Origin of the sequence: Streptomyces sp. CA-106110 (genome assembly GCF_050936285.1) — a bacterium.
Taxonomy (GTDB): Bacteria; Actinomycetota; Actinomycetes; order Streptomycetales; family Streptomycetaceae; genus Streptomyces.
This window is the reverse complement of record NZ_JBNJNB010000001.1, coordinates 10,684,872-10,702,403: the sequence shown is the minus strand read 5'-3', so window position 1 is coordinate 10,702,403 and position 17,532 is coordinate 10,684,872. Positions and strand designations below refer to the sequence as shown.

Sequence of the window (17,532 nt, the reverse complement as noted above, 5' to 3'; positions counted from 1 at the left end):
CGCGGGTGAAGGCCCGGCCCCGAGCCCGACGGCAGGCGGGTGCCGCGGGATCGAGGCCGGGCCGACCGTTCGGGGTCACGCCCGGGTGCCACCCGCGAAGTCACTGCCGAAGGTGGTCTCAACGGTGGTGGCCACGGACTCGGCCACCCCGGTGCCCGTCAGGATCAGGCCCAACTCGCGGTTGTTGTCCAGCGAGTTGCTGCTGATGTTCATGGAACCCGCCTCCACCTTCTGGGTGGACAGGCCGTAGTCGGCGACCATCGCCTTGGCGTGGATGTAGAAGCCGTTGGGGTCGGAGTATCCGACGACGGTGCCGCCCGCCGCCTTGATCGCGGACACCTGGCTGGAGTAGCTGGACGGGCTCTCCAGGACCACTCGCACGGCAACGCCCGCCTTCGCCCGCGCCACGATGGCGTTGACGACCGCGCTGTCACCGAGCTCCAGTTCCTCGATGTCCAGCTTCGCGGTGGCGCCGTTGATCAGGGACAGCAGGCGGTTGCGGGAGTCGGTTGGCGACCAGAGCAGATGGTCGCCGTCGGTCGGCGTGATCGAGCTGCCGGCGTAGTCCGCGTTGAAGACCTTCTCGATCGACGCGACGTCACGGGTGTCGTCGTCGAACACGCCGTAGTCACGGCTGGTCGTGTAGTACTGGGAGGTCAGGTTGCCTGTCATGATCAGTGACTTGACGCCGTCGACGGTGATGGTCTTCTGGTGGGTGTAGACGAAGGCGGAGGGAGACCACACCACTCCCACGCCCGCGTTCTTCAGGGCGTTGTAGGCCGAGTTGTTGGCGGTCTGGTGCTGGCGGTCCAGTACGACCTGAACGGTGACCCCCTTCTTCTTCTCGGCTATCAGATCGTTGACAGCCGTGGTGTCCTCCAGCTCGTACATCGTCATGTCGAGCGAGGTGGTCGCCGAGTTGATGAAGTCGTAGATGGTGGGCTGGCCGCCGCTCTGCGAGAAGGCGAACGCGGAGTACGTGGCGGCGTTCGCGGGGACGGCGGTGGCGAGCACTGCGGCACCTGCCGTCAGGGCGACACCTGCGCGGCCGAGGACCTTCCACAACATGCCTGTCTCCTAGTCGAGTTGACGCACCCGTGGGGGGTGGCGAGCGCGGGAATGACACCACGCGCGTAGAACGCCTAGGAGGTGCAGCCTGGTGAACATGCTGTGACGGGCAGACCCAGGATGCAGACAAAATGGACAATGCGCAGGTGGAAGGCGGTTCGAGGGATCCCCGCGAAATCGCAAAAGCTTCGTATCCGACCGTGACGGCGGGGGCCGCGACTTGTCGGACGGCATCGGTTCGCCGCGCCGGGAGGCGCCCGCCGCGGCGAACCGATGTCCGGTCAGCCTTCGATGCGGTGCGTGGTCCAGAACGAGGTCAGGTCCGTGGTCGTGGCGGCCTGCGCGGCTGCCTTGAACTCGGCCGTGGTCGAAACGCCGTACCAGTGCGCCGTCGCATAGTCCTTCAGCAGCTTGGCCATGGCAGTGTCACCGAGGACGCGCCGCAGATCGTGCAGGGCGCACTTTCCGTAGCCGTAGACGACGGTGGAGTACCGAGAGGAGTGGGCGTCCCAGTAGGCCATCGAGTTGGTGATCTTTTCCGCCGAGGAAGCCCAGGAGACGCTGTTCCAGCAGTTGGCGCCGGTCTTGTTCAGTGCCAGATCCGTGGCGTAGTCGGTGAACACCTCATCGAGCCAGGGGCTGTTGTACTCGTCGTCGCCGACGATGCCGTACCACCACTGGTGACCGATCTCGTGCGTGAGCGCCGTGGTGCTGACCAGATCGAGGACGAACCCGGGGTACTCCATCCCGCCGAACCAGAAGTTGTTGTCGATCACCGCGTCCAACTCGCCGTACGGGTAGGCGCCGAAGCGTGTCGCATGGGCGTCCACGGCGGACTTCGCGGTGGTGAGCATCGATTGCGCGCTGGAGGAGCTGATGCCCGAGACGGAGTAGACGTTCACCGGGACCCCGGCGGTCGACGTGCCCGAGATCTTGCTGAAGGGGCCTGCGGCCCAGGCGAAGTCACGGACCTTCGCGGCGGTGGCAGTGGTGATCGTACGGCCGCTGGAGCCGGGAGTGTCGCTCGACGTGCCGGTGGCGGGTACCAGCAGGGTGCTGGGGTGGTCGAGGGTCACCTTGAAATCGGCGGCCAGCGAGTAGAACGACTCGCCGTTGTTGGTGTACGGGTCGAGGTGCCAGCCCGCCGCGTCCCTGACCGCGAGAACGGGCAGCGCATTGCCGATGAAGCTGAAGGCCCCGTCGTACCCGAACCGGTCGGCGCCGCTGGGGACGGTGATGCCCAGGTCGAAGCCGATCGTGGCGGTCTGCCCCTGAGCCAGTGGACTGGGCAGATCGACCTTGAGAGCTGTGCAGTTGACGGACAGGGCGCCCGCGGTGCCGCCGGTGACGTTGCTGACCGAGATCGGCATGGCGGAGCAGGTGCCGTGGTAGTTGTCCCAGAGCCTCAGGTACACCTCGCTCAGAGCGGTGGAGGAGACGTTGGTGAAGGTCGCGCTCTCGTGGCCGGTCCAGACGGTGCCGGTGCTGTTGCCGCTGAGGCTGACCGTGTACGAGGGCGCCGCGGGGGTGCGCGTGGAGTCCGTCGGCGGGGTCGTGCCGCCGGAGGTGTTGAGTGCGACATCATCGACGACGAAGCTCGTCTGCAGGCTGGAGTCCTCGGTACCGGTGAAGGCGAGGCTCACGGTCTGGCCCGCGAACGCCGACACGTCGAACGACTTCTGCACATAACCGGTGTTCTTGTCGAGGTTCGAGTACGTCGCCAGCGTGGTGGTGCCGATCTTCGCCGTCAGCTTGTCGTAGGCGACGGAGGAGGTCGTCTCGGCGGTGTCGATGTGCAGCCAGAAAGTGAGAGTGGCGCTGCTGCACCCGGCCGGGATCGTGACGGACTGGGCGAGGGTGTCGGTGTGTGTGCCACCGACCCCGTCCAGCCAGGCGAAGCTGGTGCCGCCGTGGGCGGCCTGACCGGCACGATTGGTGATCACGCCGGCCGACGACTGGCTCCAGGGCGAAGTCCCGCTCTCGAAGCCGCCGTTGCCGACCACCTGTGCCGGGCTGCAGTCGGCGGCCCGAGTGCCGATCGTGGGCTGCGCGGCTGCCGCCGGCGTGGCGGGAAGCGCGAAGGCGACCGACGCGACGGCGGCAAGTGCGCTCACCGCGAGGGTCTTGTGGGGGGTTCGTCTCACACGAAACTCCTTTGAAGCGGCCGGGTTTCCGGCTTGCTCGGAGGCCGCCCAGGGGGCTTGGGTGCGCCGTGGGCGGCCGCGGATTGCGCGCATCGCTTGCGAGATCGCTGGTGAGATTTCCGCCGTCGCCCACTGGGGTTGGGACGACGGCATCCGGAAGTTTGACAGACTTGACCCGAACATGCCATGACGCGTTGGAGCTCCTGACGCGGTCGGGTCCGGCCCGGCATCGCAAGGACCCTTTCCCGACGCGGCTGGCCGCCAGAGCGCTTGTCCGACGTGGCTGATCGCCGGGGCGGTTGTCCGCCGTAGCTGGTTGCCGGGGCGATCGATCGACGTGGCTGGTCGCCGCGGGCCAGGAGGGCAGCGGGCGGTGCAGGTCGGCACGGGACTGTGACGTCGCCCGACACCCGGCCGGTATCGGCCACCGCCGGCGCACCGAGCCTGGCGGAGTCGGCCCACCGGTCCAAGGGCCCTTCGCGTACCGCTATCGGCGCGTTGGGCGCCGTTCAGCTCACCGTCTCGAAGCGGTCAAGGCCCTTCATGACAGTGCAAACCACTGGTCCCTCACAAAATGCTCAGGAGCAGACATGAGCGCAGCGGACTCCAACCGCCCTGACAGACAGCCGCTGTTGCAGGCCGCGGTGACCAGACCCGTCGTCGGCGCGGCCGATGGTGCCCTTGTCACGAGCACCGCCCCCGTTCACGCTGCCACGCCGGCTGCGGCGGAAAGCCGGTACGACCCCTCTTCACCTCGCTTCACCCTCGCGGTTCTGCCGGACACCCAGCGTCTGTTCGACGCCGACGGCGCCGACCCGGAACCTGTCAGGGCAACCTTCAGATACCTGGTGTCCCAGCGCGAGGAGGCCGGCATCGCCTTCATGGCACATCTCGGCGACATCACCGAGCACGGGTCGCGCGAGGAGATCACGCTCGCCGCCGGCACCTTCGATGCCCTCGACGGCAAACTCCCCTACAGCGTCCTGGCCGGCAATCACGACATCGGCTCCGGTGACGACCAGCGCGGGGACAGTCCGTATCTTCACGCCTTCGGCCCCCACCGCTTCGCCTCGATGCCCACCTTCGGCGGGGCGTCGCCGGACGGCTACAACAGCTACCACGTGCTGACCGCGGGCGGCCGCCGGTGGTTGATCCTCGCCCTGGACTGGCGGGTCTCCGACTCCGGCCTGCGCTGGGCCCAGGGCGTGCTCGACGCCCATCCCACGCTGCCCGCGATCCTCACCACCCACAACCTGGTCTGGGCGGCGGGCGACGGCGGGGCCCATCTCTCCGACAACGGCCGGCGTCTGTGGGACGGCCTCATCAGCGGCAACGACCAGATCTTCCTCGGGCTGGGCGGGCACTTCCGGCCGCCCGGGCGCACCGTCCTGACCAACGACGCCGACAACGACGTCCACCTCCACATCACCAACTACCAGGACCGGTACTACGGCGGCGCCGGCATGATCCGCCTCTACAGGTTCGACCTCGTACGGAACGTCATCGACGTCGAGACGTTCTCCCCCTGGCTCCTCGCCCGCGATGCGGCCGACAGGACGCAACTCGAAGCTGAGACCGCCGAACTCGCCGGCCCCGTCGACCGGTTCAGCATGAGCATCGACTTCGACGACCGGTTCAAGGGTTTCTCGCCCGTCGTCGCGCCGAAGCCGCGCCCCGCCCCCACCCCCGCCGTCATGCCGCACGGCACGATCGCCTGAAGGGGGTTCGGCTCCACGGCGGTGTCCCAGCCCGCGGCCGGTATTCCGATCCCAGGACGGCACCGTGCTCAGCGGCTTGTCGGGCAACGGCAACGACCTTCGGGCACGACGCCGAGCCGGTCCGGTCACCAAGCACCGGACCGGTCACCAGGCCATCGAGCACCACGCGGCTTCCATCGGCCGGGCGGCTTCAGAGGCACAAGTCGCAAGTCAGCGAACGGTCCGGGTATGCGAGGCCGACTTCAGGTGGTCTTGATCTGACCGCCGTCGATGACGAATTCGGCACCGGTGATGTTGCCTGCGACCGGCGAGGCGAGGAAGAGCGCCAAGTCGGCGACCTCGTGGGGCTCGGTGACCCGTCCGGTCGAGATGCCCATGCTCTGCGGCACGACCACGTCGATGGCCTCCTGCGCGGTGGTGCCGGCGGCCGCCGCGGTGACGTCCGCGAAGCCGCCGGGCGCGGTCCAAAAGGGGGTGCGGACAGGGCCGGGGGCGATCGCGTTGACCCGTACGCCGCGCGGTGCGAACTCCTCCGAGAGCGACTTGGTCAGGCTGGTCAGTGCCGCCTTGGCCGCGGAGTAGTCCACGACCATGGGGAAGGGCAGCCGGGCGTTGATGGAGCTGATGTTGACGATGGCGGCGCCCTCCGACTTCAGCAGATGGGGCAGGGCCGCGCGTCCGGCGCGTACGGCGCTGAAGAAGGTGAGGTCGAAGATGCGCTGCCACTCGGAGTCGTCCAGCTCGAGGAAGCTGGTGCGAGGGCTGCCCGCGCCCAGGTTGTTGACCAGGATGTCGAGCCTGCCGTGCCGGTCCACCGCCCGTTCGACGAGGCTGTCCGCTCCGTCCGCCGTGGAGAGGTCGACGGGCACGACGGTGACGTCGTACTTGTCCCGGAGGGCGTCGAGCTCGGGCGTCGAGCTCCGGCTGCCGGCCACTACATGGGCGCCCTCGCGGCTCAGCGCCTCGACGATGGCCAGACCGATGCCCTTGCTGGCCCCGGTGACGATGGCGACCTTGTTCTTGAGGTGCAGTTCCATGATGATGCTCTTTTCTGGATTGATTGATACATAATGAGGGTGCGCAAGACCGTGTCGCGGCGCCGCCGAAGGGTCGCCACGCCCGGCCGGACCTGGCGTCGATCAGTCCAGGGCGCGCAGGGCCGTCGACACGGCGTCCTCGACGAACGCCCGGCCCAACTGGGCCTGACCGACCACCCGTAGGCCCTGGACGAAGGTGGTCAAGAAGCGGGCGAGCTCCACCGGGTTCTTGTCGGGCGACAGCTCACCCCGGGCCTTCGCCCTCTCCAGAGCGCCGGCAAGAGCCGATTCGAGTACCCGCATGGCGGCCGCGACCCGGTCCACCGTGGCCGGATCACCCCCGCGCTCCGTGGCGGAGTTGACCACCAGGCATCCGCGCTCGGGGTCGGCGAGATCGGCCTCGGCCATCTCCACCAGCACCTCGCGCACAGCGGACCTCACTTCGGTGGCGCCCTCCAGACGCTCCGCGATGCCGCCCGCTTGCAGCGAGCAGTAGCGCTCCAGCGCGCGGGCATAGAGCTTGTCCTTCGAGCCGAACGCCGCGTACAGGCTCCCGCTGCCGATCGACAGTTCCCCGAGCAGATCCTGCAACGACGTCGCGGCATAGCCGCGGCGCCAGAACAGATCCATCGCACGGTCGACCGCCTCGTCGACGTCGAACTCCCGATTACGTGCCATGACCCCACTGTAGCTTTTGTGGATCGTTCAATCAAATAACGGCGATGTGCGCGTCACCACCGCCGCCGCAACGCCATCGGCCCTGCGGCCGCATGGAATGGGTCAGGGAAGGATGGAGTCGACGCATCCGCCGTCCACCCGCAGTGCGCCTCCGGTGGTGGCCGAGGCCTGGTCGGAGCTGAGGTAGACGACCATGTGGGCGATCTCCTCCGGTTCGATCAGCCGCTGCAGCAGTGACTGCGGCCGGTGCTTGCGCATGAAGACCCGCTCCGCCTCTTCCCAGGGCAGCTCGCCGCCGACGAGTTCGCGGACGAAGTCCTCGACGCCTCCGGTGTGGGTGGGACCCGCGATCACGGAGTTCACCGTGACGCCCGAGCCGGCGGCCCGCTTGGCGAACCCCCGGCCCACGGCGAGCAGCGCCGTCTTGGACATGCCGTAGTGGATCATCTCCGCGGGGATGACGACCGCCGACTCGCTGGCGATGTACTGGACACGCCCCCACCCCCGTTGCATCATGCCCGGCAGATACTGGCGGGTCAGCCGCACCGCGGCCAGCACGTTCACCTCGAAGTAGCGCCGCCACTCCTCATCCGTGATCTCCAGCGGCTCCTCGGCGCCGAAGATCCCGAGGTTGTTGACGAGGATGTCCACCTGCGGCAACTGTTCCAGCGTCAGATGTGCGCCCTCCTCGGTCGTGACGTCAGCGGCGATCGGCACCAAGTCGGCCGCGGCCACCTCCTGTGCCAGTCGCGCGACGCTGTCCTCCACCCGCTGCGGGGTGCGGCCGTTGACCCCCACCCGGGCCCCGGCACGGGCCAGCCCGGCCGCGATCGCCGCACCGATGCCCTGCGTCGAGCCGGTGACCAGCGCCGTGCGGCCCTTCAGATCGATCTGCATCTCCTCGTGCCCTTCCGTATGTCCGTCCCGCTCCGCCTACCGGTGCCGACGCCCTTCGCTCATCGACGTCGATCACGGGTCACCCGGTCGACCATACCGGTCAAAAGGGCACAAAAGGCCTTCCGGACAGCGGCCGAAAAGTTCTGCGATCGGACCGTGAACTTTTCCGGAGTTTCCAGCAACTCACTTGTCCAGGGGCGGCATCGGCCGTCACCATCCGGATGTCCACGGGAGCTGTGTTTTGTCCATATATCGGAGACCCCTCCCCCACCGGCGGAGACGTCTGTCCGTCGGTGTCGGGCTGCTGAGCGCCGCCATCCTGGCGGCGCTCGGCGTACAGGGCCCCGCCCAGGCCACCCCAGAGGAGACGACGGCTCGTTCAGCGTTCGCCACCTCGCTGCCGGGGCACGTCGAGCCGTTCTGCGGGCCGCCCAAGCCGCACCAGTTCACCTGTTTCGGCCTGCGTCGCACCGACGTCCAGGCGCGAAAGGGGCTGCGGACCGCTGCGGACGCCCCGCAGGGCTTCGGGCCGACCGATCTGCGCGACGCCTACGGTCTTCCCGGGGACGGCGGGGCAGGCAAGACGATCGCCATCGTCGACGCCTTCGACAACCCGAACGCCGAAGCAGATCTCGCGGTCTACCGCGCACAGTACGGACTGCCCGCCTGCACCACCGCCAACGGCTGCTTCACCAAGGTCGACCAGCGCGGCGGAACCGGCTACCCGTCGGCCGACCCGGGCTGGGCCACCGAGATCTCCCTCGACCTGGACATGATCTCCGCCGTCGCCCCGAACGCCCGGATCCTGCTGGTGGAAGCGGACAACGCCGGCATCGACGATCTGGGCGCCGCCGTGGACCAGGCCGTGGCGCTCGGTGCGGGATACGTCTCCAACTCCTACGGCTCCAACTACGCGTACTTCCCCGAAGACCCCGGCGAGTCCGCGGCCGACGTGCACTACGACCACCCGGGCGTGGCGATCGTCGCCTCGTCCGGCGACTCCCGCTACGGCGTCGCCTATCCCGCGGCATCGCCCCGGGTCACAGCGGTCGGCGGCACCACACTCACCCGGGACGCCGGCAGCACCCGCGGCTGGTCCGAGTCGGTATGGAGCCACGACGGCAGCGGCACCGGTTCCGGCTGCTCCCTGTACGAGCCCAAGCCCGCCTTCCAGCAGGACTCCGGCTGCCCCGGTCGCACCGTCGCCGATGTCTCCGCGGTGGCCGACCCGGCCACGGGTGTCGCGGTCTACGACAGCTACGGCGGCTCCGGCGGCTGGGGCGTGGCCGGCGGGACCAGCGCCTCGGCGCCGATCATCACGGGCGTCTACGCCGACGCCGGCACTCCCGTCGCCGGCACCTACCCCAACATCTACCCGTACGCCTCCGCCGGCTCGGCTCTCCATGACGTGACCACGGGCTCCAACGGCCGGTGTTCCCCGGCGTATCTGTGCACCGCGGGCCCGGGCTACGACGGACCCACCGGCCTCGGCACCCCTGACGGTCTGGCGGCCTTCCGGATGGGCCCGCACGGCACTCTTTCGGGAACGGTCGTCGACACGAGCGGCGCACCGGTGGCGGATGCCTCGGTGACGGCCGGCATCTCCAGCACGACCACCGACGGGAAGGGCCATTACAGCCTGCCGCTGCCGGTCGGCAGCCACGACGTCCGTGTCGCGGCCTACGGCTACGCACCGGAGCAGGCCTCGGGCGTCGATGTCGGCGACGGCGCAGTCGTCACCCGCACTTTCACGCTGCGCAAGCTGGCCACCCACCGCGTGTCGGGCACCGTCACCGACGGATCGGGCCACGGCTGGCCGCTCCACGCGAAGATCACCGTGGACGGAGTGCCGGGCGCCCCCGTGTGGTCCGACGCCTACACCGGCGCCTACCACCTCGATCTGCCCGAGAACAGCACCTACACCCTGCGCATCGCCGCCGACGACCCCGACTACCAGTCGGCGGTACGGCACGTGACGGTCAAGGGCGCCGACCAGACGCTGAACCTGCCGCTGCCCGCGGACACCTGGGCCAGTGGCAACCCCGCCTACACCTTGAAGGTGAACACTCTCGAGAACCAGCCCTTCGACTCCACGGGCGGTGCACCGCAGGGCTGGCAGGTCGTCAACGCCCCGGGTACCGCAGGCGGTTGGGCGTTCGACGATCCGGGTGGCCGGGGCAACAACACCGGCGGCACGGGCGGCTTCGCCGTCGCCGACAACGACCACGCCGGCTGGGACAAGCCCTTCGACACCCAACTGATCACGCCGGTGTACGACTTCGGGGCGGCGGGCGACCCGGAGCTGGCGTTCAACACCGACTACGAGGGATCCGCCGAGCAGGTCGGCGACGTTGACGTCACCGATGACGGGGGCAAGACCTGGACCACGGTGTGGCACCAGGACCAGCTGTGGGGGAACGGCCGCGTGGAAATCCCCTTGACCGCGTACGCGGGCAAGCACGCGGTGCAGGCACGCTTCCACTTCACCGGGCCGGGCATGCTCTGGGCCGTCGACGACGTGACGATCGCCCAGCGGATTCTCACCCCGGTCCGCGGTGGCATGCTCACCGGCACGGTCAGCGACGCCAACACCGGACGAGGGCTGGTCGGCGCCACCGTGCACACCGACGCGCACGGTCCCGCTGCCCCGACCCTGGCGACCTCGGGCGACCCGCTCGTCGGCGACGGCCTCTACCGCCTGTTCGTCCCCGGCGGCGGCAGCCACACCGCCACGGCCGCCAAGCCGTCCTATCGCGCGGCCACCCGTACCCTGACGATCCCCGCGGACCGGGCCGTCAAGGGCTCCTTCGTCCTGAAGGCAGGGCAGCTGTCGGTCGGCACCACCGGGATCGACATCACCACCTCCCCCGGCGGCAAGGCCGTCCGGAAGGTGACCGTGCGCAACACCGGCACCGCTCCCGCTACCCTCCGGCTCGGCGAACGCACCGGCACCAGCCCCGGTTCCGCGACTCCCGGGACCGCCTGGCGCGGGCTGCCCGACCTCCCCGCACCGGTGATGGACAACGCCGTGGAGAGCTATCACGGCAAGCTCTACTCCACGCTCGGGTTCGACGGCACCGGCCCCGTCGCCGACCTGTACATGTACGACCCGCAGGCAGGCACCTGGAAGCGCGGCGCCGCCGCGCCCGAACCCCGGCAGGCCACGGCGCACGGCATCGTCGACGGCCGGCTCTACACCGTGGGGGGCTGGGGCCCGCAGGAGACGGTCAGCGACACCATGCAGGTCTACGACATGGCGAGCAACACCTGGTCGAAGGGCCCGAGCATTCCGCAGGGACGCTTCGGCGGGGCGAGCGCGGTGATCGACGGGCGGCTGTACGTGGTCGGCGGATGCACCAACGCCGAGTGCGGAAGCGCCGTGTCCGTCTACGACCCGCACTCACGCTCGTGGTCCAAGGCCGCCGACTACCCGCAGTCGATCAGCTGGGCCTCGTGCGGTGCCATCAGCGGCAAGCTGTACTGCGCGGGCGGCATCCACGAGTACGTCGAAACGGACGCCGCCTATGTCTACGACCCGGCCTCCGACAGCTGGCAGCCCATCGCCGCCATGCCCGTGGGGCTCGCCACCGCTGCCTACACCGCCGCCAACGGGCAGTTGCTGATCTCCGGCGGTTTCAAGCGGGTCGGCGTGAACAGGGTCCTCACCGCGGAGGGCTACGCCTACGATCCGGGCAAGGACAGCTGGACGGCCCTGCCCGACACCCCGACCGCGGTCTACCGGGGCGGCGGCGCCCCCGGGATGTACCGGGTGGGCGGCAGCAGCCAGAGCCGCTTCCCGGTGCCCGTCGCGACCGTGGAGCAGCTTCCGGGTTACGACCAGACCGAGGCGAACGTGGACTGGCTGTCCGCGAACCCCACCAGGCTGACGCTGCGGCCCGGCGAGAAGGTGTCGTTCACGGTCACGGTGAACGCACAGGACATCAGCCGGCCCGGTGACTGGACGGCGTCCTTGGTCCTGCGCAGCGACACGCCGTACTGGCTACCGGCGGTCCCGGTGACCCTGCACGTCGTCAAGGGCCACACCGCATAACCCCGCGAGATCCCGCAACCGCGCGCCCCGAGCGGACAGCACTTGCTGCTCGGGGCGCGCGGCCTTTTCGGCCGAACTTCCAGCACACCTGAAGGAGCGCCCCCCGTTCTGAGGCACCCCTTCAGGCTTTGCGCTTTGTTGCCGTCAGACGGTGTTACCCAGCGCCGGTGGTCCTGCGGCGACGCCACCAGACCAGACCTGCGCCGGCCGCGAGAAGCGCGAGTGCCGCGCCCACGATGCCGGCGATCTGCGTGCCGGTGTTCGCCAGTCCGCCTCGGCCGCTCTGGTCGCTCGGCGGCGCGGTGGTCCCGCCGCCGCCCTGCCCGGAGTGCCCGGGGTTCGGAGTATGACCGGCCGGGGGCGTGGACGGCGGGCTCGTCGGGGTCCCCGTCCGGCTCGGCGTGGGCGTCGGGGTCTGACCGCCGCCATCGCCCTTGTGCGCTGCCGTGTTGCCGCCGAGGGCGAGCAGGCCCTTGTTCTCGGCGTCATCCGTCATGGCCTTGACGGAGATGTCGGTGGTGCGGGGCAGGTGCTTGTGCTCGGAGGTGAACCGGGCCTTGCTGATGTTCTGCTTCGGAGCCTTGGAGAAGTCGACACCGCCCATGACGCAGGTGGCGTTCTGGCCGTCCTTCTGGCACGGGTAGCTGTAGTCGCCCTGTGTGAAGGACTTCAGGTACTCCTTGTACGTCTGCTCCGGTGTCCAGGACTTGTTCTGCCCGCGCAGCGGCCAGTCGGTCACCTTGTTGCTGTTGATGATCGCGTGGTAGTCCGTCGGCGTCTTCGCGTCCTGCAGGCGGATCCACTCGGCCGCGACCCGCGCGTTGTAGACGCGGCGCAGATCGGCGTACTTGGCGGTGGTGTTCACCTTCGCCTCGATGTCCGGGACGATCATCGTGTCGAGCAGTTCCTGCACCCGCTTGTGCTGGGCCTCGGTCAGGTTGCACTCGCCGTTCGGACTCGGGGTCTTGAAGTCCTGGGGGACGGAGTTGACCTTCAGCGGCGCGTCGAGGATGTACACACCTCCGTCCTGCTCGCGCACCACGGCGGGCTTGGGGACGATCCAGTTCCGTACGCCGTGGGTGCAGGGGATGTTCTCCGCCTGGAGCTTCGCCCAGAACTCCTTGCCGATCCCGGTGCGCGGATCCATGTCCTTCGCGTAGTCGTGCTTCATCTCCAGATCGGCCTGGAGCAGGACACGGCCGGCGTCGGTCTTGCCGAACGACTTGTCCATGATCTTGTCGGGCTGGTCCGGGTTGAGGTTGACCCAGAACTTGTCCGGCGTCAGGGCGAGCCAGGTGAAGAAGCTGTCCGAGATCAGCTCGGCCTTCTCCTGGCCGCCGTAGCCGAGGCCGTCGGACTCGTCCACCTTCTTCGCGGTGAACGAGTAGTTCAGGCCCTGTCCCTTGACCGGCGCGCCCACATACCGGAGTTCGACCGTGGAGAAGTCGACACCGCCGGGGCCGCGGACACGCATGCCGGTGGGGTCGTTCAGACGGATGCGGTCCATCTGCCGCTTCATGTCCGCCGGTGTCGGCGGGGACTGCCGGATGACATCGGAACTGCGGCCGATGCTCTTCAAGGTGTCCTGGGCGGTGTACTTGCCCGGTTTGAACTCCGCCTCCGGAGTCGACGTGTGCTCGTACGTCGTCACCCGGCCCGGCCCGGCGAGCTGTTTGAGGCCGTTCGTGTACCGGGCGGTGTCCCCGGACTGTGTCTGACCGAACGCGTACCGGAGCTTGTAGTCCTTGTACGTGGGGTCCTTCAGGAACGCCCGGTCCTTCGGGGCCTGCTCACTGTCGTGATTGCCACCGGACTTGATCTCTACGGCCTCTTTGGTCTTACGGTTGAAGGCGTCGAACCGGCGCTCATAGGTCTTGCCGGTCTCCGGGTCGGTGACCTTGACGGTCTCCTCACAGATCCAGTCCGGTCCGATCAGTCCGAGATCCTTCACGACCTTCCCGTGGAAGGCGTTGCCGCGCGGGTTGCGCCCGTAGACCTCGATGTACGCCTCGTTCAGCCAGTTCTTGAAACCGCCGTATTTGGCGTCCGTGCCGCCGTTGCGCGTCAAGTAGTCCTTGTAGGTGGCGTAAACGCGCTCGGGGGTGCCCTCCTTGTACTTCTTGTAGGGCTTGTCGAGCTTGTCGAGGATCTTGTCCCGCTCCGCCGGATCGTCCGGCAGGGTCAGGCCGTCCATGGCCTTGCGCTGGTTCGGGTACTCGTAGGAGTCCCAGTCGGCCTCCGGCCGGATCGCATCACCGTTCGCCCACGGTAACTTGCCGGGGTCCGTCGGGTTGCCTCTCAGCTTGAACATCTCGTCACAGCGCTGCGCCTTCACCGCCGCGTCCGCCGTGCCCTGCAGGTGCGACAGGCCGCCGAAAGAGAGGATGCCGACGGTGGCAAGTGCCACCGCCGCGCGGGCTAACCCACGGCGACGTGCGGTTATCGGATGGTTCACTGCAGTCAGTCTTCCCCGGGAGCCCATTGCCAGTGGGGGGAAAGAGCGCTGCGACGCCAGGGGCCCCCGTGGTCAGTGGCGTCGCGCGAGCACCCCACGGTAACCTCCCGGACGCACAGGAATCCCATGGTTCTCCGGGCGCGCCGCCCCCAACTCCCTTTGCACACGGGATTGTTACATTCCCGCCGGGCGCTGTCCCGCCCGCTGCCCCCGGCCCACGCCGTGGAGCGGGCGTGGGTCGAAACCCTGTGGCCGCTGTACGGGAGCTGCCAGTAGCGTCGGCCTCCCTGCCGGCCGCACAGGCGGTTGCCGCGTCCAGGGAGCGATTCTGTGAAGCCGAGCCGCTCCCAGCTCGACTTCAGTTCGTGGTCGGCCTCGCCGACCAAGGTGTAGAGCGGCTCAGGGAGTTCCGCCAGCATCGCGGCGGCGAGCTGGTCGAAGATCGCGTCCTGCCACACATCGATGCTGACGAAGAGCCGCCCGTCGGGCCGGTGCGAGACATCTCCGTGGCCGACGATCCGATCGTTGGCCACGGCCTCCCACTGCGCCTCCGCGACCCGCGTGATCATCACAGTGTTCATAGGTGTTCGCCTTTCAGGAGTGCCTTGTTGGAGAGGCGCTCCCGACGACACCTGGATCAGTCGCACACCGTGACGGAAAGAGGGAGCACCCACCTCGATACAGCGTTCATGGGTCTCACCTCCTCTGGCGAAGTCACGGTCGACTGCAAGCTACCAGCTCGATCATCAGCGCGCCCAACCCTTTTCCCGGCCACGTGATCAGAACACCCGACAGGCCGTAGCCAGCGTCCGAGCGGCGCGGCCTGCCGTGCGAGGGCAGCCGCGGATGACCTCCGACGGCACTACCGCAGAGGTCTCTCCTCCAAGTCTCGTGTCCAGAAGCAGCCATACACATTGCGCACGGCTGTGAGACCTTCCCAAAAAAGTGGCGCGACCTGATCGCTGACGAGGCGCGAGAGGTCGCGTCCGGCACGTTGGACCCCAAGTGCGTGTCCATGGCGGACTCGCACTCCGAGACCTTCCTAAGTGATGGCGAAGCTGTGCTTGCAACGCTCGAGTGGCTGCTGTCAGCCCGCGCTTGTCCACGCATCCGGTCGGGGCGCCAGCACCGCGGAGACGACCGCGCCGGACGAGGCCATGACATCTGCCACGAATCGGAGGCGTCGGATGGCCAGTCGTCGCAGCGCCGGACCGTGGTCGACGGCAACGACGAGGGAGGCCGCGACAAGAAGAAGCCGCCACAGGGCCATCACCGGGCGGCGCATTGCGCGGGGCAGCTCCGCCAGGGAGGCATGCAGCCGCTCGCAATGGAAAGGGACGTGGCGCTGCTCGTCGGACAGGATCCGCCCCGCTACATCCGAAGTGAGCAAGTCGTCGGTCCCGTCGCGTAGGACCCGGTAATAGCGCAGCGCCACCACTTCCGCGATCATCAGCACGAGCAGTTCCATGCGCAGGCCCATGAGACGCCGCAGCCGCACGAAGACCGTGTCGCTCCAGTGGCCGGTCAACGTCGGCATGCCACCTGCAGTCAGCAGCCGAGCGAGCAGACGGGCGTGGTTCTGTTCCTCGGCCACGAAGAGGCGGACCGCCTGCGCGTAATCACAGTCCCCGGCCTCATCCGCTTTGCCGACGAGGTTGGCGCCGTCACCGTCCTCGCCGACCTGGAAGCGCTGAATGCTGGCCCACACCGCCGGATGCAGCGTCGCACCTTGCCCCCAGTCCGGGTCGCCTTGGACGCGCCTGCGCTCGCGCTCGTCCTCGAACTGCCTTGTCCACTTGGCGAAGCCGCTCGTATGCATCCAGTGTCCCCTCCCCGGGGCACAGCCACCGTGCCCCGGAGAAGGACGACGCCGTCTGACACCAAATCGTTCCACTGTTGCGACGCCGCGAACTTCTGAGTGTCGACTACTTCTTTACGAAGTGGACGCGATACGGTGCGGATTGTGCCGAGAAAGTGCTTGAACTGGTATTGTATGCTGAGAAGTTCACACGCCCGGTGCTCGTCCACGTACCAGCACGGCTGTGAACTTGGCGCGGGACGGGCCGCTCGGCCCCTGACAGCGGGCGGGGAGCCTCGCCCACTGTGTCGGCAACTCCATTGATCTCTCCGGGTGGTCGTCATGCCGTACCCGTATTCCGTCCTGCGAAGATTCCTCGCCGTCTCCTCCGTCTGCGTCCTGGGCGGGACCGCCGCCCTGGCGTTCGCCCCGGTCGCTGCCGCCGAACCGGCCACACCCGTCACCTATCCGGCGGCCGCCACCGCGACCCGTTACTCGGGACTCGCCTTCGACACCTGTACCGCTCCGCCGCTCGCGTCCGTGCAGGCCTGGAACAGCTCTTCGTACCGCGCGCTCGGCATCTACGTCTCAGGCGTCAACCGCACTTGCGCCCAGCCGCAGTTGACCGCTTCGTGGGTGGCCTCGGTATCGCAGCTGAAGTGGCGTCTGCTGCCCATCCACAAGGGGCTGCAGCCTCCGTGCGGTGCCCGACCGACCGACGCCAAGATCAGCACGAACGCCGCCACCGCCCGTTCGCAGGGCACCGCCGCAGCCGGGGAGGCGATCACGGCGGCCAAGGCGCTCGGCCTGCTGCCTGGCAGCGCCCTGTACAACGACATCGAGAACTACAACCAGACGGACACCGTGTGCCGCACCGCCGTACTGAGCTACGTCTCGGCGTGGACCAAGGAATTGCACCGCCTCGGCTACGTCTCCGGCGTCTATATGAATCTCAACCTGGGCGCCAAACAGCTCACTGATGCGTACACCTCCACTACGTACGCACGGCCGGACGCTCTGTGGATCGCCCGCTACGACGGCGTCGACTCCCTCAAGGGCTGGGCCGGCATCGCGGATACAAAGTGGGCTGTCCACCAGCGCGCCAAACAGCTCCGCGGCGGCCACGACGAGACGTACGGCGGTGTCACTCTCAACGTCGACACCGACCGCCTGGACGCTCCCGTCGCCACGGTGGCGTATTCCTACAAGGTCACCAGCACCACGCCGCTCAACGCCCGCACCGGCCCCTCGACGACCTACCCGGTCGCCTCGACATACGCGCCCGGTTCCGCCCTCAAGGTGGTGTGCCAGACAGCCGGCTCCAAGGTCGGCACCACGTCCGTATGGGACAAGCTCTCCAACGGTGGCTACGTCTCGGACTACTACGTCAGCACACCCTCCAAGACCGGCTACAGCTCGCCCCTGCCCCGCTGCACCCACCCATACCAGGTAACCGTCTCGTCCGGCCTGACCGAACGCAGCGGCCCGGGCTCCGCATACACGGCCGTCGGCACCTCGCCGAACGGAGCGCTTGCCTGGGTCACCTGCCAGCGCGCCGGTTCCACGGTCGGCACCACCAAGGTCTGGGACCGTCTGGACAACGGCCACTACGTCTCGGACTACTACGTGGCGACGCCCAGCAAGACGACGTACAGCAAACCTGTTCCGCGCTGCTGAGCGCTGCAC

General features: G+C 68.3%; 11 protein-coding genes. 3 read left to right on the top strand and 8 right to left on the bottom strand.

Annotated elements, in window-relative coordinates:
• Positions 1 to 75: 75 nt before the first annotated feature.
• Positions 76 to 1,068 carry a phospholipase D-like domain-containing protein gene (locus ACQEXA_RS49335; protein ID WP_432923686.1) on the bottom strand — a complete coding sequence of 331 codons (993 nt, stop codon included), beginning with the start codon at positions 1,066 to 1,068 and terminating at the stop codon, positions 76 to 78.
• Between the two features lie 281 nt (positions 1,069 to 1,349).
• Positions 1,350 to 3,212, bottom strand: coding sequence for a M1 family aminopeptidase (locus tag ACQEXA_RS49330; RefSeq protein ID WP_432923687.1), 1,863 nt, complete (start codon positions 3,210 to 3,212; stop codon positions 1,350 to 1,352).
• 590 nt (positions 3,213 to 3,802) lie between these two features.
• Here ACQEXA_RS49330 and ACQEXA_RS49325 point away from each other — a divergent pair.
• Positions 3,803 to 4,930 (top strand): metallophosphoesterase, encoded by a 1,128-nt coding sequence (locus ACQEXA_RS49325; RefSeq protein WP_432923689.1) that lies wholly within the window; start codon positions 3,803 to 3,805, stop codon positions 4,928 to 4,930.
• 242 nt (positions 4,931 to 5,172) lie between these two features.
• On the opposite strand, the gene ACQEXA_RS49320 is transcribed toward ACQEXA_RS49325, so the two are convergent.
• The 3 genes from ACQEXA_RS49320 to ACQEXA_RS49310 form a co-directional block, all read right to left on the bottom strand.
• Entirely contained in the window at positions 5,173 to 5,967 is a 795-nt protein-coding gene (locus ACQEXA_RS49320) for an SDR family NAD(P)-dependent oxidoreductase (protein WP_433133135.1), read from the bottom strand.
• 102 nt (positions 5,968 to 6,069) lie between these two features.
• On the bottom strand, positions 6,070 to 6,645 hold the full coding sequence (locus ACQEXA_RS49315; protein WP_432923693.1) for a TetR/AcrR family transcriptional regulator: 576 nt from the start codon (positions 6,643 to 6,645) through the stop codon (positions 6,070 to 6,072).
• Positions 6,646 to 6,747: 102 nt separating this feature from the next.
• The gene (locus ACQEXA_RS49310) at positions 6,748 to 7,542 is read right to left on the bottom strand and encodes an SDR family NAD(P)-dependent oxidoreductase (protein ID WP_432923695.1); all 795 of its coding nucleotides are present in this window, start codon (positions 7,540 to 7,542) and stop codon (positions 6,748 to 6,750) included.
• A 283-nt stretch (positions 7,543 to 7,825) separates the two neighbouring features.
• On the opposite strand from ACQEXA_RS49310, the gene ACQEXA_RS49305 reads away from it, so the two are divergent.
• The gene (locus ACQEXA_RS49305; protein ID WP_432938889.1) at positions 7,826 to 11,593 is read left to right on the top strand and encodes a carboxypeptidase regulatory-like domain-containing protein; all 3,768 of its coding nucleotides are present in this window, start codon (positions 7,826 to 7,828) and stop codon (positions 11,591 to 11,593) included.
• Between the two features lie 154 nt (positions 11,594 to 11,747).
• On the opposite strand, the gene ACQEXA_RS49300 is transcribed toward ACQEXA_RS49305, so the two are convergent.
• The 3 genes from ACQEXA_RS49300 to ACQEXA_RS49290 all read right to left on the bottom strand — a co-directional run bounded on the left by ACQEXA_RS49300 (position 11,748) and on the right by ACQEXA_RS49290 (position 15,867).
• Positions 11,748 to 14,000 carry an LPXTG cell wall anchor domain-containing protein gene (locus ACQEXA_RS49300; protein ID WP_432923697.1) on the bottom strand — a complete coding sequence of 751 codons (2,253 nt, stop codon included), beginning with the start codon at positions 13,998 to 14,000 and terminating at the stop codon, positions 11,748 to 11,750.
• 53 nt (positions 14,001 to 14,053) lie between these two features.
• Entirely contained in the window at positions 14,054 to 14,629 is a 576-nt protein-coding gene (locus ACQEXA_RS49295; protein ID WP_433133133.1) for a hypothetical protein, read from the bottom strand.
• A gap of 506 nt (positions 14,630 to 15,135) precedes the next feature.
• Complete coding sequence (locus ACQEXA_RS49290) at positions 15,136 to 15,867, bottom strand: ferritin-like domain-containing protein (protein ID WP_432923703.1); 732 nt, start codon at positions 15,865 to 15,867, stop codon at positions 15,136 to 15,138.
• A 321-nt stretch (positions 15,868 to 16,188) separates the two neighbouring features.
• Here ACQEXA_RS49290 and ACQEXA_RS49285 point away from each other — a divergent pair, with 321 nt between their 5' ends.
• Positions 16,189 to 17,523 (top strand): glycoside hydrolase domain-containing protein, encoded by a 1,335-nt coding sequence (locus ACQEXA_RS49285; RefSeq protein WP_432923705.1) that lies wholly within the window; start codon positions 16,189 to 16,191, stop codon positions 17,521 to 17,523.
• Positions 17,524 to 17,532 lie beyond the last annotated feature (9 nt).